This is a genomic window from Lewinella cohaerens DSM 23179, from assembly GCF_000379805.1.
Taxonomy (GTDB): domain Bacteria; phylum Bacteroidota; class Bacteroidia; order Chitinophagales; family Saprospiraceae; genus Lewinella; species Lewinella cohaerens.
In genome coordinates this window covers 15,562-36,295 of the sequence record NZ_KB903536.1, presented here as the reverse complement: position 1 = coordinate 36,295, position 20,734 = coordinate 15,562, and the positions used below count along the sequence as shown (strand labels likewise).

14 protein-coding genes are annotated in these 20,734 nt (G+C 46.2%); 7 read left to right on the top strand and 7 right to left on the bottom strand.

Features of this window, described 5'->3' with window-relative positions:
- Window positions 1-216: 216 nt before the first annotated feature.
- The 3 genes from A3EU_RS0106840 to A3EU_RS0106830 all read right to left on the bottom strand — a co-directional run bounded on the left by A3EU_RS0106840 (window position 217) and on the right by A3EU_RS0106830 (window position 5,549).
- Window positions 217-1,536, bottom strand: coding sequence for an MFS transporter (locus A3EU_RS0106840; RefSeq protein WP_020535392.1), 1,320 nt, complete (start codon window positions 1,534-1,536; stop codon window positions 217-219).
- Between the two features lie 196 nt (window positions 1,537-1,732).
- Window positions 1,733-2,707 carry a sodium-dependent bicarbonate transport family permease gene (locus A3EU_RS0106835; protein ID WP_020535391.1) on the bottom strand — a complete coding sequence of 325 codons (975 nt, stop codon included), beginning with the start codon at window positions 2,705-2,707 and terminating at the stop codon, window positions 1,733-1,735.
- 574 nt (window positions 2,708-3,281) lie between these two features.
- Window positions 3,282-5,549 carry a CotH kinase family protein gene (locus tag A3EU_RS0106830; protein WP_156825686.1) on the bottom strand — a complete coding sequence of 756 codons (2,268 nt, stop codon included), beginning with the start codon at window positions 5,547-5,549 and terminating at the stop codon, window positions 3,282-3,284.
- A gap of 464 nt (window positions 5,550-6,013) precedes the next feature.
- Here A3EU_RS0106830 and A3EU_RS32575 point away from each other — a divergent pair, with 464 nt between their 5' ends.
- The 7 genes from A3EU_RS32575 to A3EU_RS0106795 all read left to right on the top strand — a co-directional run bounded on the left by A3EU_RS32575 (window position 6,014) and on the right by A3EU_RS0106795 (window position 16,327).
- Window positions 6,014-8,767, top strand: a complete 2,754-nt coding sequence (locus A3EU_RS32575) for an ATP-binding protein (RefSeq protein ID WP_020535389.1) — start codon at window positions 6,014-6,016, stop codon at window positions 8,765-8,767.
- 170 nt (window positions 8,768-8,937) lie between these two features.
- Window positions 8,938-9,129 carry a hypothetical protein gene (locus A3EU_RS34185; RefSeq protein WP_156825685.1) on the top strand — a complete coding sequence of 64 codons (192 nt, stop codon included), beginning with the start codon at window positions 8,938-8,940 and terminating at the stop codon, window positions 9,127-9,129.
- Window positions 9,113-10,111 (top strand): T9SS type A sorting domain-containing protein, encoded by a 999-nt coding sequence (locus A3EU_RS0106815; RefSeq protein WP_020535387.1) that lies wholly within the window; start codon window positions 9,113-9,115, stop codon window positions 10,109-10,111. Before A3EU_RS34185 ends, A3EU_RS0106815 begins: the two co-directional genes overlap by 17 nt.
- Window positions 10,112-10,356: 245 nt before the next feature.
- Window positions 10,357-10,842 carry a MarR family winged helix-turn-helix transcriptional regulator gene (locus A3EU_RS0106810; protein WP_020535386.1) on the top strand — a complete coding sequence of 162 codons (486 nt, stop codon included), beginning with the start codon at window positions 10,357-10,359 and terminating at the stop codon, window positions 10,840-10,842.
- On the top strand, window positions 10,829-11,890 hold the full coding sequence (locus tag A3EU_RS29625) for an efflux RND transporter periplasmic adaptor subunit (RefSeq protein WP_020535385.1): 1,062 nt from the start codon (window positions 10,829-10,831) through the stop codon (window positions 11,888-11,890). Before A3EU_RS0106810 ends, A3EU_RS29625 begins: the two co-directional genes overlap by 14 nt.
- Window positions 11,891-11,894: 4 nt before the next feature.
- The gene (locus A3EU_RS0106800) at window positions 11,895-14,972 is read left to right on the top strand and encodes an efflux RND transporter permease subunit (RefSeq protein ID WP_020535384.1); all 3,078 of its coding nucleotides are present in this window, start codon (window positions 11,895-11,897) and stop codon (window positions 14,970-14,972) included.
- The gene (locus A3EU_RS0106795) at window positions 14,972-16,327 is read left to right on the top strand and encodes a TolC family protein (RefSeq protein ID WP_020535383.1); all 1,356 of its coding nucleotides are present in this window, start codon (window positions 14,972-14,974) and stop codon (window positions 16,325-16,327) included. Before A3EU_RS0106800 ends, A3EU_RS0106795 begins: the two co-directional genes overlap by 1 nt.
- A gap of 78 nt (window positions 16,328-16,405) precedes the next feature.
- Here A3EU_RS0106795 and A3EU_RS0106790 read toward each other — a convergent pair whose 3' ends face one another.
- The 4 genes from A3EU_RS0106790 to A3EU_RS0106775 all read right to left on the bottom strand — a co-directional run bounded on the left by A3EU_RS0106790 (window position 16,406) and on the right by A3EU_RS0106775 (window position 20,729).
- Complete coding sequence (locus A3EU_RS0106790) at window positions 16,406-17,491, bottom strand: aminotransferase class V-fold PLP-dependent enzyme (RefSeq protein ID WP_020535382.1); 1,086 nt, start codon at window positions 17,489-17,491, stop codon at window positions 16,406-16,408.
- Between the two features lie 12 nt (window positions 17,492-17,503).
- Complete coding sequence (locus A3EU_RS0106785) at window positions 17,504-18,712, bottom strand: hypothetical protein (protein ID WP_020535381.1); 1,209 nt, start codon at window positions 18,710-18,712, stop codon at window positions 17,504-17,506.
- Between the two features lie 106 nt (window positions 18,713-18,818).
- Window positions 18,819-19,256 carry a hypothetical protein gene (locus A3EU_RS0106780; protein ID WP_020535380.1) on the bottom strand — a complete coding sequence of 146 codons (438 nt, stop codon included), beginning with the start codon at window positions 19,254-19,256 and terminating at the stop codon, window positions 18,819-18,821.
- Between the two features lie 57 nt (window positions 19,257-19,313).
- Window positions 19,314-20,729, bottom strand: coding sequence for a SusD/RagB family nutrient-binding outer membrane lipoprotein (locus tag A3EU_RS0106775; protein WP_020535379.1), 1,416 nt, complete (start codon window positions 20,727-20,729; stop codon window positions 19,314-19,316).
- Window positions 20,730-20,734 lie beyond the last annotated feature (5 nt).

Here is a 20,734-nt window from a genome sequence, read left to right as displayed (position 1 = left end):
CCTGGGAGGGTGTGGGGGGCTTGTTTTACTCGCGGAGGTGTTCGTTTCACGAACGGTTGTGCTCACTACGTTCGCGGAGGTACTCGTTACACGAGCGGGGGCTTTCGTCATTGGTTCTTCCTTGAGAGAAGTAACTCTCCTACAAGTAATTTTGAAAACCGTGAGCGAAGCGAGCACTACCATGAGTCCTGAGAATCGGCACGAGCACCGCTGGTCTTATTCCTTGTCCTCCACCACCAAGCAAAGCAACCCTGCTACCATCATAGAAACGCCACCGATAATGAGTGCATAGACGGAAACATTCCCAAAGAAAGACTTGAGCATAAAGCCTAAGATTCCAGCAGCTACAATTTGAGGGATGACAATGAAGAAATTGAAAACACCCATGTAATACCCCATCTTATTGGCGGGAAGTATGCTTGAAAGCATGGCGTAAGGCATAGACAAAATACTGGCCCAGGCAATACCCACTCCAATCATAGAGACGAGCAGCATGTTGGGGTCAGTAATGAAATAAATGGAGAAAAGACCAATGCCACCACAGAATAAGGCTACCAAGTGGGTCATTCGGCGAGTGATCCGCTTAGCCAGAACGGGTAATAGAAAGGCGACGATTGCCGCAATACCATTGTAGATGGCAAAGCAGATACCTACCCAGTCGGCGCCCTCATTGTAAAGGGCAGATGTAGGGTCATCCGTGCCATAAACATGACTGGTAACCGCTGAAGTCGTATAAATCCACATGGCAAAAAGCGCAAACCAGCTGAAGAATTGTACCAGCGACAGCTGCACCATGGTTTTGGGCATCTTGAAGATACCGAGGAAGGATTCGATTAAACCGCCCCAGATACCAACCTTTGCATTTTCTTCCCTTAGTTTTTCCAGGTCATCGGGTGGGTATTCTTCGGTGTTGAATACCGTCCACATCACTGCGGTGAAATAAGCAACACCACCCAGGTAGAAAGACCAACGCACCGAGTCGGGAATCATGCCGTCTGTCGTCACGTTGCTTACGCCAAACCAGTTGGTAAACATCCAAGGGAGTGCAGAAGCGATAACGGCCCCCAGGCCAATGAAGAAACTTTGCATGGCAAAACCACTGGTCCGTTGTTCATTGGGGAGCATATCACCTACAAAGGCCCGAAACGGTTCCATACTGATATTGATAGAAGCATCCATCAGCCAGAGCATAATCACGGCCATCCAAAGGGCCGTAGAATTGGGCATGAGGAACAATGCGATGGTTGCTAATATGGCTCCCACAGCAAAGAAGGGCCGTCGTCGTCCCCATTTTTTATGCCAGGTTCGATCACTGTAATAACCAATGATGGGTTGCACCAATAAGCCAGTTACCGGTGCGGCAAGCCACAATATCGGCAGTGCATCTTTGGAAGCGCCCAGGGTTTCAAAAATTCGACTTACGTTGGCGTTTTGCAAAGCAAAACCAAATTGAATCCCCAGGAACCCGAAACTCATGTTCCAGATTTGCCAAAAACTGAGCTTGGGTTTTTCAGAGCTTATCGAAACGTTGGACATGGCACTTGTAGTTTGATCGTGACTTGTTTAAAGCGTGCTCAAAATAAGCGTAAATTGGGCTTTAGCCCGGTTTTTGGATTTTTTTTTGGAGCGTGCTCAAAATAAGTCAAAAATCATATTGCTGTGCCTTACTGAGGGTACTCTTTTGAAGTACCCCTACCGTACCCAGTCGTTGGGTCACTCTGCTCTTGAAAAACTACACTACTCCTCCTCCCAGTTGAATCAAATAAAGGTAAAGCGGCATACCCAGTGTAATGTTAAAGGGGAAGGTAATGGCCAGTGCCATAGGCAGATACAGACTGGGGTTAGCCTTGGGGGCTGCTAGTCGCATGGCTGCGGGGACAGCGATATACGAAGCACTAGCAGCCAATATCGACAGCAAGAAACGGTTGCCTGTACTGTCGCTAAAGGTATCACTGGCCAGTGCTACGATACAACCATTGAACAGCGGAATGACAATGGCGAAAGCAAAAGCAAACCACCCTTTCTTGATAAACGCAGCAATTTTCTTGCCACTGGTAATTCCCATGTCCAGGAGAAATACCGCAAGAAATCCTTTGAAAATGTCGGTTGTAAAAGGCTTGATCCCTTCGGCTTGTTGCTCGCTGGCCAGGAGGCCGATAGCCAGGCTGCCAAGAATCAGCAGCACACTCCCATTGGTGACTGCATGGCGAACAATCTTGCCCAGGGCAGGCTTCTCCGTACGCTCTTTATTGTAAATAGCAATGAGTAGTACCCCCACAATGATAGATGGGGCCTCCATCAAAGCCATCACAGCCACCATATGGCCACCAAAAGGAATCTGCTCCATTTCCAGAAAAGAGATCGCCGTCACGAAAGTCACCGCACTCACGGATCCGTAAGAAGCGGCAATAGCACCTGAATTGTAGACATTGAACTTGCGCCGAAGCAAGAAAAAAGTATACAGTGGGACGATAATCGCAAGTAAAATTCCTGCTGCAATTGACCAGAAAATTTCCATGTCCAACTGGCTGTGAGAGAGTTCCTGACCTCCCTTGAAACCAATGGATAACAAAAGGTAAAGTGAAATGAATTTGGAGGAACCTTCCGGTATTTCCAAGTCACTTTTGAGTTGAGTCGCTAAAATACCCAGGAAGAAAAACAGGAGTGCAGGGTTGCTTAAGTTGTCAATCAGTAGATGTAAATCCATAACAGACATAAAGGGTTACAGGCAAGCTATTGCCGATGAAGAACACAATGAAGTAGGAGGGGGAGCGGAGCATTCCTGGAAAAGGAATGCTCCGTAAAGGATTAGTCAGATAACTTGGAAGAAGATATTGTCTTCATACCCACAAGAATTAAAATGATAGTACCTGAAACCAGCAATTGAGGTAAAAATAACCGATTGTTAGCAAGCGACAATTGGATCACCGTAACCAGAAGACCCAGGCTAACAATTAAGGGAAGGAAGGAAGAACTTATACGTTTGTTCATCGATTTATGCATTTGCTTTATGATGTAATAAGAGAATGATTTCTCAAGTTTCATGCAGTTTAATCACCTTGACAACGCAAAGGTCTGTCTTTTTGATCATAAATTATTATATATACTTTTAATGAATAGCATTTGTATAACTAATGGTTTTTGATTGCTTTTTATGACGGATTAGCAGTAGCACGTTTAGATATGAACCTAGAAAAATAGAAAAGGCGACCTATTCGAGGCCGCCTTCTCTATGAAATTGATTGTCTGTATTGGGAATACTGAGTGGTCTTTTGTGTTCTTTATTCTACCACCACCTTGGTAACGGCATTCCCGATTTTTACAATGTAAAGCCCTACAGGCCAGTAAGAAACATCTATTTGAGTGCTTTGCCGAACCATGCCTTGGTATACTTTGGTACCATTGAGGTTGTAGATCATTACAATTTGCTTCTCTTCGGTTTCTCCGTCAACGCTTAGGGTAAAGCTATCGTTAGCGGGATTAGGGTAGACCTTAATTGCTTGCTGGTTGGCAAAGGCATCAGTGGTGGCAGTCGTTCCTGTGTTTTCGGCATTGAAGGTGGGACTCATGGATTGAAATTCACCGGTGCCGTTAGGGTATCGTCCGTAAGAGACATCCGTTACTTGGTCGATATAAGTTACTTCATCAACAATGGTACCATCAGGGGCCACGAGGAGAACAGCTTCTGCAGCAGCAGATAGTTTGAAGCTGGTATGCAAGCCTTCCTGGTCTTCGTCGTCATCTGCCCAGATGATGAGGTAGCCGTTGCCAGCAATGGAAGTACCGCTAGGGAATTCCCACTTCATGAGGTCATCGGCATCGTCGGAAAGGAAATAACCGTCGAGGCTGATTCCTTCGTCGCTGTTGTTGTACAGCTCTACCCAATCGTCAAACTCACCATCCTGGTCAGCGGCAGTAATATCATTGGAGGCCATAAATTCATTGATCACCAAATCCTCTATCATAGGATTAGAGGTGGTTGCCGTCAGGCTGTGGTACTCATGCTCTGCTCTTTGAGGGGAGAAAATACCTGCATTGTCATTCTCAGCGTAGAGGTAGTACTGTACAAACGTATTGTTGATGGGGAGTTCTACCGCATAGGTGCCATCGTTGGCAGCGCCATCATTGTGGAGGCCATCATCGTACATCTCAATACGGGTGAATGGTGCACCAAATTCACTGCGGTAACCCACAAATACGGCATTTTCGTCCGCTACAAAGGCCGAAAGGGTAACGGGAGTATTGACAACCGGCGTAGGGTCAGATACAGTAATATCGGAGATCGCTGGTGTCACTTGGTTAAAGTCTGATAAGCCTAAAAGGTAGGCTGCTCTGCCATCCATCAAGTTGGTAATGCCGGGTGTCGCTCCACCACCAGGTCCAGGACCGCCATTGATGTCGTTGTAGATGTTGGTGAGGAAGTTGGCGTAGGTGAAAAACTTATAGTTATCTGCCTGCACTGCCGCATCAATGGTATTGTGCAGTGTTTCAGCCGTAGCCTCATAAGAGCCGTTTTCGAAATTTTCTTCAAGAATGGTTTTGCAGTGCGCGATGTACATGCGTTTGTACATCGGTACGCTCAACAACTTTTGCACTAACGGAAAGTCGGAATCGTTCTGGTTGAGTAAGTGGCTCATTTGTTGCTTAGCCGTAGTATTGTTGAGGTTGCCGCTCCCTGTCATAGAGAACCGACCGAAGGATTCGTTCAAATCCCAGATGACAGGCACAAACTGGCCGTAGTCGGTACGATAGAGGTAATAGTTTTGGGCGAAAGCACCAATGTAACTGTCGAGGTTGACGAGTACGTTGTTCAGCGCCAGCATCCATAGGGCACGGTCAACGTCTAGAATTTGGTCAATAGCATCAATCTCATTGGAGAGCGTGTCGCACAAGTCGATCAATTCCTGCCAGCCATCATCAGACTTTAGCTCGTAAGCATCGTAGTAGTCGGTACTGTCTTGGCCGAGGTATTCAAGGTTGGGGAGGTTGTTGGATTGTGGCCCTGCACCGCCGGGAGGATTACACTTGATGAAGGTATTTTTTTTAGAATAAAATCTGCTGTTGACAAATTTCTTGGAAATAGATTCTGAGTTGCTGTAAAGGCCAATCAAGGTTCCATTAACGTAGACATTGGCATAGTTGGAAAGCGGCGCATCCATGTATTGTCTAATAATTTGGTAAGACAATACTTCGCGCAGGAAGGAAGGATCTTTAGCAACATTACTGAGTTTGATATCGGTATAACCATCATATTCCTGGTCTTTGTAAGTGTCCAGTTCAATGTGGAAAGGGTTCTTCGCCTGGTTGGCGCTGTAGGTGCTGTTGCCTTTGTATTTTACGCCTACGCTGTCGAAGACTTCACCGTTTACGCTGACGCTTTGCGCCATAATGTAATCGCCGCTTCCGGCGTATTCGGCGTCGAGTAATTGATCCCAGTTACTTTGTTCAAAAGTGATTTCTATGGTCTGGATGTTTTCCATGTTATAGAATTCTTGGGCGAAGCTGTTAGTACAAAACAAGAAGAAAAGGTAGAATAAATGGTTTTTCATATTTGTCATTTAAGAAATAGAATTTTATTTAAGAAGCAAACATAACACCTCCTAATGCTGCTTACAGCATTGCTAAGACAGCTAAGCGAAGAAAATCCTGCGCTGGAATGTGTGTTTTTTTCAGCATGATTGATTTTTATTCGTTTTATCTCGACGAAGTTGCAGTTTACTGGTGCCTATGGCACTGACTAACCGTAGCTTGGGCTTCAGCCCGAGCGTCATCTTCACGCTCGGGCTGAAGCCCAAGCCACGTTTTTGCACGAACATTTAGTGCCTAAGACACTGGGTTTAATTACATTGTCAAATGCTCGGTTATTTGAGTAAATATAAGCCTCTTCCAGGAACGTGCTGTTTTGTAATTATTATTTGCTTTTCCAATATGGAGTACTCATTTTTAAAGTTAACTTAGAGTTTCTTGTATTGAAAAGCTATTTGATTTGTAGTCTGAAGCACCTGCTATATTCATGAGAATTACCGTACTTATCCTCTTATTTTTTTTCGTTGCATTTCCTCTGGCTCAGGGGCAAATCCAGCAGTATACCTACGAAGAGGACAAGGAGCAAAGTGTGCTATTTGATCGGGATTTACGTTTTATTATTGATTCTACGGGTGAGCTTACCATAGCGGATGTATTGGCCGATTCCAGCCTGGTGGCTGTTGATCCGCGGCAAGTGGAAATTCCCGACACCATTTACTATCTCTGGACGAGTGTAGCGTTAAGTAATCAAAGCAATGTTTTTCGTAATGAGTTTATTGTTGGACTGTGGAGTATTGATTCCTTGTGGACTTATACGGTTGTTGGTGATGAGGTAGTGAACTTGCAAATTACGGGTGAAGGAGTGTCCATTTGGAACAAACATCCTTCTCACATCAAGAACATGGCTGCTATTGGCCTTTTTCCCGGAGAGACGAAGTATTTGTGGTTGCGCATTCGGGTTCGTGTACCAGAGATGGGGGAATACTTAAATATGGCATTCAGCATTCAACCGACTGCACCAATCAATAAGTACATCGTAGGAAGCTATGCTTGGCAGTCTTTCTATCTGGGTTTTATGGTGCTTTTCTGCCTATTGAGCCTGTATATGTACCGCTTGTTTTGGGATCGTATATTCCTTTATTTTGCGGGACTGATGCTTAGCTTTGGATGTTATTTTATTATCACAAGCCGAGTGTCAGATGCATTTTTACTTGCTTGTTTTCCTTACCAGGAATTTTTGTTTTTGAGATGGGCCATTTTAGGGATTGTTTTTTGCTCCAGTCTTTTTATTATTAATTACCTGGACTTAAGGCAGCGTTACCGACGGTATGTAGGTATTGCCTTGATCTTTATTGCTACTATGGAGGCTTATTCTCTCCTGGCTCCTTTTTTAATGGATCATAATATGTCGGTGATCTACCATAATATAATGCTCTTGTTTTGGGTCGTCTTATGCTTTCTACCCGTTGTCGTTGCCGCCTGGCGTGGAGAACCAAAAGGGAAGATGTTGTTGCGAACGGTCATGATTCTTTTTGTCGCTTCTATCTTTCATTTGCTAGAAATAAACACAACGGCCCCTGATGCTGGAAGTGCTTTTAGTTTCTTTCAGTTGGGCACGATGATATTTGCGGCTGTACTATTCTATGATCTGTTTACCCGAATCGACAGTATCCGTAGGGAAAAAGACCGCTTTCAAGAACTCGATCAGCTCAAATCCCGCTTTTTTGCGAATATCTCGCACGAATTTCGCACCCCCCTCACCTTGATCATGGGCCCACTGAATCAGTTAAAGGAGAAGCAGGCGCAAGCCGAAGATCGTAAACTTATGGGGATGATGCACCGGAACGCAGAGCGCTTGCTGAGCTTAATCAATCAAATACTGGACCTCTCCAAACTGGAAGCTGGTAAAATGACATTGGATTTGCAAGAGGTTAATTTTCCTGCTTTAGTGAAAGGGATTGTTATGTCTTTCGAATCATTGGCAGAACAAAAAGGTGTACGCCTGAATTTTGCGAGTGAAGTAGATGAGTTGAACCTTTGGGTAGATCCCAATAAAATTGAACAAATATTTAATAACCTGTTATCCAATGCGTTCAAATTTACCAAAACCTCTGAGGAGGTAGCAGTACTACTCACTGTAAAAGAGGACTGGGTAACAGTACTTGTAAAAGATACCGGGCGGGGAATCCCTGCTGATCAATTGTCCCATATTTTTAATCGTTTCTTTCAAGCGGATGAGGCTAAAACGGAAGACGTTCCCGGTACAGGAATAGGCCTGACTTTGGTAAAAGAGCTGGTCAATTTGCATGGCGGAACAATCACGGTACGCAGTATTCAAAACAAAAGAACTTCTTTCCGGCTCCGTTTTCCTTTGAATAAAAGTGAATCGAATGAAGGGGTGGCAGCAGCATCGGCATCGTTTGTTTTTCCTGAAAAAGAGCAGGTGCCGTCAGTAGTGGGGGCGCCTTCCTATTTGCCTATTGATCGCCATACCAGTACCACTCCCTTGGTTTTGATTATTGAAGACCACGAGGATGTGCGCTTTTATATCAAACAGAACTTACTTCAGCATTATCGTCTGTTAGAAGCGGTTGATGGGCAGGATGGTATCGATAAAGCTCTGGAACACCAGCCCGACCTCATTATCAGCGATGTGATGATGCCCAAGAAAAATGGCTACGAGGTATGCCGTACCTTGAAAAATGATCAACGCACCAGTCATATACCTTTAATATTATTGACGGCCAAAGCAGCACGCGAAGAGAAACTACATGGCCTGGAAGAAGGTGCTGATGATTATTTACTCAAACCCTTTGATACCAAAGAACTCCAGCTGCGCGTCCGCAATCTCATCGCTTCCCGTCAGCAGTTACGTCAGCAGCGTACCGAACCCACAGAACAAGCTGGCATTGATCCTCAGTTAAACGCAACAGATCGTGCTTTCCTGGAGAAAGTATACTCAATTCTTGACACCCACCTCGATAATGAACAGTTTGGCGTAGATGTATTAGCAGAGGAGGTTGGTATGAGCCGTCGGCACCTGAATCGCAAACTCAGTGCGCTTACCGATTTGTCGGCTAATCCATTTATTCGAAACTATCGATTACAAAAAGCGCTCCTGATGCTTCAACGGCAAGAAGGAAATGTGTCTGAGGTCGCGATAGCTACGGGCTTTAGCAGTACCGCTTATTTTGTGAAGTGCTTCCGCGAAAAATTCGGACAAACGCCGGGGAGCTTGTAGTATAAATGACCTGTTTTTTATATAAATGTCCCAAAATTCTTACCCCTTTCCGGAAATTGATACGAGTCGGCTGGTTTTTAATAACACCCCGCTTGGTTTTGCTTACACCTTTGGGGCAAGCACGGAAAAGTACCGTGTGACACCTTTAATTATTATCAAAAAGCAATACCATGCAATTAAGTACTATTACACTGACACTATTTTTTCTGGTTGTATTATGGACAACAGCCGGCGCACAAATTATCCTCACTGCTGAAAATTCAACGCCTCCCGCAGCATATACGGATAGCCTCTATTTTGGCGTGACGGCTGGAATAAGCCCCCCCCACGGGTGGAGCCGCTCAGGTGTGGGATTACTCTGATGTTGATTTAGACTTTCCGCGGGTTACCTACGCTACTGATGAGCAAGACAGTCCTATTTTTACCCAAGCATACAGCAGTGGAACAGGTTATCTTAAGTTCCAGGCATTTGAAGCCGAAGCAATACATTATGAGGGGGTTGATGAGGAAGGCTTCTATGACGTAGGCCGATTGATTGAAGAGACCAGCTACCCACTTACGACGATTACGGGTAACCCTGATGATACCTTCCTGTTTTTAGCAGACACTTTCACTTACGAAGGCCGGATAAATCTGTTGTCATTTCCGATGACCTACCAGGATACTTACGAAGCTAACCGCATTGAACGGACGAATCTCTCTTTAAGCGTTGCTGCTTTTGGACTTACCAATGCGCCTGTTGAATCTCGCCGTTACTACAGCGAAAGCCACACTGTGATTGGTTATGGTCAGGTGATTATCCCTCTAGAAGATCAGAGTCCTTCTCCGCCGATTGATGTACTACTCGTTCAAATAGACGGTATGGCAATTGACAGTTTCTTTGTGGCAGGTATGGTGGCACCACCTAACTTAACGGCACCTTTCGGGGTAAGCCAGGGAATGGTTTCCACCGATCAGGTGTTTGTCTTTCTAGCACCCGGTATGGAGTTACCTGTGGTGCGTATAAATTTTGGAGCAGACGGTGCAGAGGATTTTATTTATCGTCCACGGGCAGCTGATTTGGTCTCCAGTACCCGCGAATTGAGCACTGCTCGGCTTAGTGTTTCTCCTAATCCAGTACCATGTGGTGGTACCTTACGAGTGCAAATTGATCAGGAATTAACAGCAGGCTCAATACGCTTGCTGAACCAGCAAGGCCAAATGATCAGCGTTCCCAAAGTAAATACCCAAGGCAAGCAATGCACGGTAGAAATTCCTGCTCAACTTCCGGCAGGGCTGTACTATCTGCAAGCGATCGACGCAAACGGCCGCCTGGTTCCGGCCCAAAGGATTATTGTGCAGTAAAAACGACGTAATTATTTAGCAGACGGGCAGGCTACCATCGGGGGATGGATAGCTTGCCCGTTGTTTTTTATAGTTCTCTAACCATTCACCACCTTAGGCTTCTTTATCTAGGACAGCTTTATTAACTTCACGAGAAGGAATGTTCACCAATAATTAGCTGTGATTCGTTGTACTGATGGAACAAATTTTATTAATTTGTGTTTCATTACAATAGTTGACAGTGCAAACTATTTTAAAATTAAATTGTGTTAGAAAACAATCACTTTCCTCCCCCTTTTGGTAAGGTTTTTAGTAAACTCGCAAAAGCTTACGCTAATCACTTTTTAGAGCAATTAAAAGACTTGCCGCTAAAGCGTTATTACTATCCATTAGTCATAATTGAACAATATGAAGGAGATATTAATCAAACCCTGTTAGGGGAAGAACTCTACCTGGATAAGGCTACTGTAGTAAGAATGCTAGATTATCTTGAAAGCGAAAATTGTATTCGCCGGGTTCCGAATCCAAAAGATCGAAGGGCGCATTTACTGGAGCTAACTCCTAAGGCAAAAACGATGATTCCCGAAATCAAAAAAGCAGCAGAGCAGAGCAATTTAGCTTGTATAGAAGAGGCACTAGCGCTGGGTATTACCAATCTGGAAGTTGCACTAGAGCGAATGACTCAAGCCTTACAATCAGAAGGTGACGATAAATATCAAATTCATTTCGTACCCAATAATGAGGATAATTAATTATTTATTGCTTGGCTTCTCTATCCTGGTATTGGGGGGCTGCAAGGAAAAAGCTGCGGCTGTTGGTAACGGTGCTACGCCCGCCAAGGTTATGCAAGCGGATTACGTGGTTTTGGAAGCCCGCCCGATTGCTAATAAAATTAGCCTGACGGGCACCTTGATGGCTGGTGAGTCAGCAATGCTCAGTGCCCAAACTTCGGGACTGATTACCAGCATCCATTTTGAGGAAGGAGAACGCGTTGCCAAAGGACAATTACTGGTCAAGCTAGATGACCGCCAGTGGGTCGCTCAACGCCAAAAATTGGAAGCGCAGTTGCAAACAGCAAAGACCACGCTTACCCGACAGGAGGAACTCCTAAAGATTAAAGGCATCAGCCAGGCCGAAGTGGATAACGCCGCCCTACAGGTAGCCACCATCGAAGCCGATCAGCAGGAGCTGGAAGTGATGATTGATTATGCGCTCATCCGTGCGCCCTTTAGCGGGCAAATAGGCTTGCGGTCGGTTAGCCCTGGGGCTTATCTACAAGTAGGTGCTCCGGTAGCCCGATTGGTTCAGCTTGATCCACTTAAGCTGGAGTTCAGTGTGCCGGAACGCTATGCCTCCCAGATCAAAAACGGCCAGTCGGTACGGTTCACCGTTGCGGGGCAGGATGCTACTTACGAGGGTACCGTCTACGCTAGCGAACCGGTCATCAACGAAACTACCCGTGCCCTTCGCATACGTGCCCGTGTGCCTAACCGAAGCGGGAAGCTCATTGCCGGTGCTTTTGCGGAAGTTAACCTAACATTGGATAGTATTCCAGATGCCTTGCTGCTACCTACCGAGGCTGTCATTCCACAGTTGGACAACCAAATCGTTTATCAGATCAGAGAAGGAGCCATTCATGCAATGACCGTCAAACCAGGGGTTCGTCTTCCTCGCTTGTTACAGATTCAGGAAGGTCTGAGTGCTGGCGACACCGTTATGGTAGCAGGCCTCCTGCAGGCTGCAGATGGGATGAAGGTGGAGGCAGGAAATGAAGTAGTGGTCGAAAAAATGGATAACTAGGCTCATGAATCTATCCTCGTTAAGCATACAGCGCCCTGTATTGGCTATGGTTTTTACCATTGTTATTTTACTCTTCGGGGCCATTGGTTTTAGTTATCTTGGTATCCGAGAATACCCCAGCGTTGATCCTCCGATTGTGACGGTGACGACTAATTATACGGGCTCTAGTGCAGATATCATGGAGTCACAGATTACAGAGCCGCTCGAAGAAGAAATCAACAGTGTAAGTGGGATCAATACCATGAACTCTATCAGTGCTGATGGTCGTAGTACGATTCGGGTAGAGTTTGACCTTGGTGTGAATATGGATAATGCCGCGAATGATATTCGTGATAAGGTCTCACAAGCCATTCGTAGCTTACCACCTGATGCTGACCCACCCGTTGTACAAAAAAGCGATGCCGATGCGCAGACGATTTTTGCCTTGACCGTACAAAGTGGAAAACGTAGCTTGCTGGAACTCTCTGATATTGGGCTCAATATGTTTAAAGAACGTCTGCAAACTATTCGCGGCGTGAGTGAGATCAATATTTGGGGAGATAAACGCTATGCCATGCGCCTTTCGCTAGACCCCGACCGACTGGCGGCTTTCCAACTTACGCCGTTGGATGTGCGTAATGCATTGTTGTCTCAAAACGTAGAATTACCTACTGGTCGCATTGAAGGCTACCGTACAGAGTTGGTCATTCGTACTTTTGGTCGCTTGTCTACAGAAGAGGAGTTCAATGACTTGCTTATCGCAAAAAAGGAAGGGGCACTGATTCGACTCAAAGATGTAGGGCAAGCCCGCCTTGGACCACAAAATGAACGTAGCCTCTTACGAGGGAATGGCGGCATTCCAATGATCGGTATTGCCATTCAACCTCAGCCTGGCTCCAATTACATTGAAATAGTCGATGAAGTCAAACGGCGGGTAGAGCAAATTAAGAAGGACTTGCCCGATGATATTCAACTCGGGGTAGCGTTGGATACGACGATCAGTATCCGCCGGGCGATTGAAGAAGTTCAGCAAACGGTCTTCATTGCCTTTGGGTTAGTGGTACTGGTGATCTTTTTCTTTTTGCGAAATTGGCGGACGACCCTCATCCCGGTATTGGCGATTCCTATCTCCTTGATCGGGTCTTTCTTCGTCATGTATATCGCAGATTTTTCGATCAACATCCTCACGTTACTTGGAGTCGTACTTGCTACCGGATTGGTCGTCGATGATGCCATCGTGGTAATGGAGAATATTTACGCCAAGGTAGAGCGAGGCGAGGACAGGGTGCAGGCTGCTTTTTCGGGATCACGAGAAATCTTCTTTGCGGTAATTTCAACCACGATCACTTTGGTCGCGGTATTCCTTCCTGTAATTTTCCTTCAGGGTGTGACGGGGCGTCTATTCCGAGAGTTTGGCGTAGTGGTGGTGGGAAGTGTGATCATTTCCTCCTTTGTGAGTTTGAGCCTGACACCTATGATGTGTTCACGTATTTTGAAAAAAGGCCGTCCCAAGAGCAAATTGAGCAACTGGATCGGTGATGGTCTCAAAGGATTGGGCAATAGGTACGAAAGTTCATTGCAGGGCTTTATGAACCACAAGTGGATTTCTTTTGCCATCATTTTGGGGTCGATTGCATTGGTTTTTGGAGTGGGGCGTTTGCTTCCTTCCGAGCTGGCACCTCTGGAAGACAAGGGGCGATTACGGATTTTCTCTACTGCCCCGGAGGGCACCTCTTACGAGATGATGGATGCCTACATCAAGCAGATTGTCGAAATGACCGACACCTTGCCAGAGAAAGAATCTCTATTGTCGGTGACATCTCCTGGTTTTGGTTCCTCCAATAGTATTAACAGTGGTTTTGTGCGCCTCACTTTGTGGCCTTCCTCTCAGCGGGAAAAAAGCCAGATGCAACTGGCCAGTGAGTTAAGCGAAAAGATGCGTGACTATAATTTTGCCCGTTCTTTTGTGGTGCAGGAACAAACCATCCAGGTGAGTGGCGGTGGCCGTGGGCTTCCGATTCAGTTTGTGGTGCAGGCTCCGACCATCAAGGAGTTGAAAGAAATCATCCCACCGTTCATGGCGAAAGCCAGTGAAAGCCCGGTCTTCGATGCCGTTGACCTTGATTTGAAGTTCAATAAACCAGAATTAACAGTTGAGATTGATCGCAATAAAGCCCGCGAGATGGGGGTGGAGGTTGCTGATATTGCACAAACCCTTCAGCTGCTTTATAGTGGTCAGCGCTTTGGTTATTTTGTAAAGGACGGTAAACAATATTTTGTCATTGGCGAAGCGATACGTTCCGCGCGTGATGAGCCGGGGGATATTGGAAAAATAACTGTTCGCAATGATCTGGGGGAGCCTGTCCAGTTGGATAATTTAGTAAAAACCAATTTTGCCAGTAGCCCTCCACAGCTCTATCGCTACAATCGATTTGCAGCGGCTACGTTCTCGGCTGCCCCTAAAGATGGGATCACTATCGGGCAAGGAATTGAAGAAATGGAGTCTATCGCCAAGGATTTGCTGGACGAGAGTTATACCACCAGTTTGGCTGGAACCTCCAAAGAATTTAGCGAAAGCTCAGGGAGCTTGGTTTTCGCATTCTTGCTGGCCTTGGTATTGGTTTACCTCGCTTTATCGGGGCAATTTGAAAGCTTCCGCGACCCCTTTACGATTATGCTTACAGTGCCTTTGGCCATTGGTGGAGCTATTTTGGCCCTGTGGCTTTTTGATCACACCCTGAATATCTTTAGCCAGATTGGGATGATTGTCCTCGTCGGTATTGTGACCAAAAATGGCATCCTGATCGTAGAGTTTGCCAACCAGCGCCGCCAGGATGGGTTGGGTATTGAAGCGGCGGCGGTAGATGCGGCGGCTCAGCGTTTTCGCCCTATTCTGATGACGAGTATGGCCACCATTCTTGGAGCGATGCCGATAGCTCTTGCCTTGGGAGGCGGGTCTACTAGTCGTATCCCGATGGGGGTAGCGATCATTGGCGGATTGGTGTTTTCATTGGTACTGACGCTTTATGTAATCCCCGTTCTTTATACGCTTATTACCAGTAAGAAAGATAAGACCTTATTGGAAGATATGACCGCACAATAATGAATATTAATATGCAGAACTTCAGGGGGCTAATAGCTGGAGCAGTTTTATTTCTGGGTATTGTTTACACCACGCAAGGGCAGGCCCAAACTGGGTCGGCTGAAATTCAGCTGAGTCTCAGCGAACTCATTGAGCGAGCATTACAGGAAAATTACCAAATCCGTATAGTTCGCAACACGGAACGTACGGCAGCCAACAATAACACGCGAGGCAACGCCGGCATGCTCCCCGAGGTGAATATCACGGCACAGCGCCGCACTTCCGTCAACAATTCCCAGCAGCAATTTTTCACAGGTGATTCCCAGGAAGCCAACAATGCCAAAAGTACCGCTACTACCGCAAACATGGAGGCCAGCTGGATCGTTTTTGATGGCCTGGCAATGTTTGCCCGCAAGGAGCAACTGGCTCAATTGCAACAGCTGAGCAAAGCCGATACCCGCTTTTTTATGGAACAAACGGTAGCGGATCTGGCTAGCACTTACTATCAGCTTCAACAAGAAAATCAGCTGCTTACTGCCTATCGTGAATCGCTGGACGTTTCGCAGGAACGCCTGGATTTTACCGAACACTCCTACGAATTGGGCAACGCCAATATGCTGGATGTACAGCTGGCTCGCGTAGATTGTAATACAGACAGTGCGCTGATTGTCAATCAGCTGGCGCAAATTCAGGAACTGACCATTGTTATCAATCGCTTGATCAACCGCGACTTGGTGACTCCGATTCAAACGACGGACAGTATCCAACTTAGCCCCAACCTCGAACTACCTGCCCTGGCGGCAAGCGCCCGTACCAATAATGCCTCCCTGAACCAACAACAGCTGGCGGAACTCATTGCCATCAGTGAGGTAGATATACGCAAAGGCGCCTTGTTTCCCGAGGTAGAACTGTACAGTAGCTTTGGTTTTAACAGGCAGGCCAATGAGGTCGGTTTCCTAGAGTCTAGCCGTAGTTTTGGCCCGGAGTATGGCATCCGCGTCCGCTTCAACCTCTTCTCCGGTGGCCGCGAAGAAGCACAACGCCAGAACAGCCTCATTCAGGTAGAAACGGAGCAACTTCGTACCGAAGACCTGATCTTGGAAACGGAAGCCTCGCTGCAAGTGGCCTACGCCCGCTGGCAAAGTCGTGTTCGTCAGACCGAACTAGAGCAGCAAAGCCTAGCCGCGGCGCAAGAAGCCCTGTTCATCGCTCAACGCCAATACGAATTAGGTGCACTGACCAATGTAGATTTTCGCCTCATTCAGCTCAATGTTGTCAATGCGAATACCCGTTTTTTACAGGCTCAGCTCTTGGCTAAACAACGCGAGTTGGAGCTGCTACGCTTGAGTGGGAGCTTGTTGGAGGGAGGGTGGTAGTTTTATTGAACCACCAAAGGCACTTAAAGGAAGTTTTTTATCACATAGTCACATAGAATCTTATATAAAAGCCTGGAACTAATCTTTCATCGCCCTCACCAACTGATCAATATCTTCTTCATTATTGTAAAAGTGAATCCCCAGGCGCAAGCCTCGATTATAGGAGCATACGATCTGCTGCTCGTTGAGGTGTTTCACGAGTTTTGGGGGCGCTTCCACTGAAAGGATGCCCGATGCCATACCGGGATCTTCGGAGGTGATGATGGTGTAGGGCGTTTCCGCAACGATTTTCCTCCGAGCATAGTTTTTTACCTTTTGAATTTGGGCCTGAATTTGGTCGTAGCCAATAGCCTGATGCTGTTCTACTTGAAAACGCAGCGACTGAAACGCCAGTAAATCCTGATGGCCGGGTTCAAAGTACTCTCCGGTGGTGGGCTCACCTTCCTTGCGGGGGTTCTTGTAGGTGTTGTAGCCCCTGAGTTTCGAGTTGAGTAATTTTTCCAATGCTTCACTGATGAACAAGACGCCGTTACCATACCCCGCACATAACCATTTGAAGGCACTGGCAACCAACAAATCAATGCCACTTTCGTGAAAATGAAAAGGAGCTATTCCCAGAAACTGAGTCGCATCAACGATGATAAGCAAATCAGGAAATCGGTCTTTCAGCGCCCGAAAAGTAGCAGGAGGAATGATTTCTCCATTGGAATATTGAACAGCACTAACGGCGAGGATTTCAATGTGCTGCGATTCGATGGCCTCACTTAGCGTTTCCAGGGAATAGGTGTCAGGCCCTTCGACTACTAAAGTCGTACAGACAAAATTTCTGCTTGTAAAGGGCCAGACTATCGAAGGATAATCTCCCGGTAGGTGCAGCACCTTTTGGCCATTCGCTAAGGCATCCAGCACCATATTTATACCGTGCGAACAACTGGGGATAAGCGCTGTCCTTTCAGTATTACCGCCAAAGGTGTTTGCTATAACAGCTTTGATTGCCCTGATTTTATCGTACACCCCCGCCCGGAAATTACTCCCCTGAAGTTGATAGTCTTCATCCAGGTTTCGCCGAAAGGCCAGTAACTCCTTGGACATTAAGCCCGAGGAGCAGGAGTTGAGGTAAGTGAAGTTTTCTAAAGCAGGGTATTGCTCGCGTAGCGCATTCATAGCGTTCGGTTTTTATTCGTCGAGAAGGTCGTAATAATTTTCTGTTTTCATGATAAAACGTGTCGTGTGTGCATAAAAGTAATAGTTCTCATATCCACAAAGGTCCCCAACTTGCGGAAGCGGGCGTTGGAGATAATAGGCAAAAGTGCCAGGCCAATTAGAGGTGTCTTTTTTCACAGGAATGTCCCGCAGTTCAAATGGATAATCATGGTTTTCAGTAATGTTCCGAGGTTGTTCCGCAAGGTAGATCAAGGTGGCAACGGGCTGGCCATTTTCATCTGCGATAAAGTCTAGATCAGGAAATTCCTCTTGTGCAAATCGACTGATCTCTTCCGCAGGTAGGAAGTTTAATTCATGGCGGGTAAAACGCTTTTTGCCAAAATAATGACTGCTAAAATAGGCTCCATAGCCTTCGTACGTATGAATGTCCAAATAGAAAGGTGTAGTAAGCTGAGGTGCTTTAAGTTTATACAATTGTCTCATCCCCATCAGACTGGTATCTACAAGGACCTCACAATGGTTGCGTGGCGGCACAAGATTAGCATGATAGTAACCCGTGGCGCATTCCAGATCAAAAAGTTCCAGAAAAATGTCATTGAGAAAGTGCGCCGAAATTAAACTATCAACTTGATGATCGAGGCGGTATTTTATGCGCTTGAATTTCAGGATTCTGCGGGCTTCTTCTTTGTCTATTCCTCTTTGAGTAAGTTGCCAGGTAGGAGGGCATTGGGCCAACAAAAAACAGCTGAGGTCTCTATGGCCTTCTGCTGTTTTAGGAGTGATAAGTTCATAATCTATTAGGTTTTTCTGGTAGGATAAGTCGAGTATTAGGCTGTCTTGTTGCCAATGTAATTCCGAAAAATCGTCCTTCTGCAAGTAAGTGAGGGCCAGATGTAAGGCGGCTTTATTACCGTGCCCACGCCGCTGTATGGTTAGCTCAAGGTGAGCGCGAGGAGGAATAACTCCGTAGACGACGGTTACTTTGCCATCTTGGGCCGATAAGGAATAACCCGCTTCGGAGTAGATATGATAATTGTAGTCCTTGGTTTTTATTACAAGACGACGGCCCCCTTTACTGGTTTTTACCTTGTGCTCATCGGTGGTACTGTCAAATCCGGTTGTTGAATCTCGCAGGGTGAAGTGAAATTGGTAGTTGGTGCCATATTGGGCATTAAGGGAATTCAGTGAGAGAAGAGTAATAATTAGTACAAAGTATCTCATGTTTTTTTGCTCAAAGGGATGCAGTAGTCCTGTGTTTTACACAAAAAAGCTCTCGAACAAATTGAATTGTCCGAGAGCCTATTTTATACGATCACATCAATATTACTTACATGAGGATATCGATGTCAACACTACTATCCCTGGTCAAGCCATTTTTATTGATGATCTCTACCTTGAGCGAAATGGTAGTTACATCTGAGGCCAAGCCTGTGGGTACGGTATAACTCATGAGTAATACATCCGTTTGGCTGTCTTCCGAGAAGTTAGGTGTATAAGCGAAAGTTTCTTCCTCCGTTTCTACTCCATTGATAATGCTGGAAAGAACAATGCGGTCAATTTCATCTACTGAAAAGAAACGCAGGTCTAATTGGGCTGTTTCACCGACAGCGAATTCGCTGCCGTTGGAGGTCCCAAAAGTAGAAATAACAGGGAAGTTGCCGCTTCCTGGCGTAGTATTGTCAGCTAGCCAATCTGGCTCTTCGTAGCAAGAGCTAAAGCCTAAAACCAAAATTGAAAGAAATAGGCTAATATGAATTGATTTCATAATAATTGTCTTTTTATTAAGCACGAGGAGCAATGCTCATCGTCGATAAATTTGTAATTAATTGAGGTCGCGCCACATCTGTGTTTCAAAATCGCGGACTACTTTGCTCACTTCGGCACCATTACGGTTAAACTCGTCCGTAGGATAAAGTGCTCGCTGGGCAGGGCCACCAAAAAGGTCGGTATCTGGAATGACGAAATTGCGGTAAACGTCACTGCTATAGTTGTAGCGGCGCATATCGGTCCATACTTCGTAGTTGAAATAAAGCGCGATGTACTTCTCCTTCATGATCAGTTCGTTGGTCAGTGCTGCTGCACCTACTGCTACTACAGGATCATTGAGGTAAGCATCAGCCGCTGTCGGATCAACACCGTATTTGTCCATGCTGGCTTGAATACCAGCGAGGTAGGCGTCGTAAGCCGGGCCAGTTTGTCCTAGCGCCAGTTGTGCTTCTGCTTCGATAAACTTCATCTCTGCAAAAGTGAGCATAAACATAGGCGTCTGTTCGCGGCTGTGGAACGTGGTCTCTGAAAAGTCGACCGTATTCGCCGGAGCATCATCATCGTAGCTGTCGATACCGATGTATTCGGTTGCTGTACCAAATAAGATTTCTAAACGTGGATCAGCAACATTGTATAGCTCGCCATTGAGCATCCGTACAGCATAGCCGCCTGGTGCTACGGTAAAGTTACNTGTGTTTACCGCTAATGCAATTCCAGTATGAGCAGGGTTGCGTTCTACATCATTGTAGGCAAACTGGAAATCATCGTCATTGCTGGCAAAGGCTTGTCCAGCCGCAGTGATCGCCGCTGTAGCATTGCCCGTACCTTTATTTAGCAGGTGGATCGCCATGCGTGCACGTAGTGCGTTGACCATTTTTAGCCACTTACTCATGTCGCCGCCGTAAATGAGATCACTGCCAGCGCTAACGCAAATTTCGTTGTTACAATCAACAACCTCATACTCCAGTAGGGGAGTAGCCTTATCCAATAAAGTATTGATGGTAGCGTAGAGCTGTTCTTGTTCATCATAAACAGGTTCCAGGTCATTACTACCGTCAAAGGCTTCCGTCCAAGGCGCTGCTTCCCAGCTGTCGGTTACGGTACTCAAGGCGTAAGCCTGGATAGCATAGGCAATGCCTTCGTAGTTAGGTACCTCAGCTGCTGCTGCTTGGCGAGCCAAAATGTCAGCATTTGCCAATACACGCAGGTAGAGAATACTCCATGCGCCTCCCATCCGGAAGTTCTCAAAATAGCCAAAATAAGAGGCGGTCTGCTGGGTAGCTTGGGCCGCTTGGTAAGACACTGAATACTGAGCATCAGCCAGTCGGAACTCAATAGCAGGAAGTAAGGACGCCAAACCGACCTCTGTGAGGTTGTTGGGGTCATCGTTGATATCCAGGTAGTCTTCACAGTTGGTTAGTGAAAATACGAGGAGCAACAAGGGGATAATATATTTGAAATGCTTGCGCATAATAA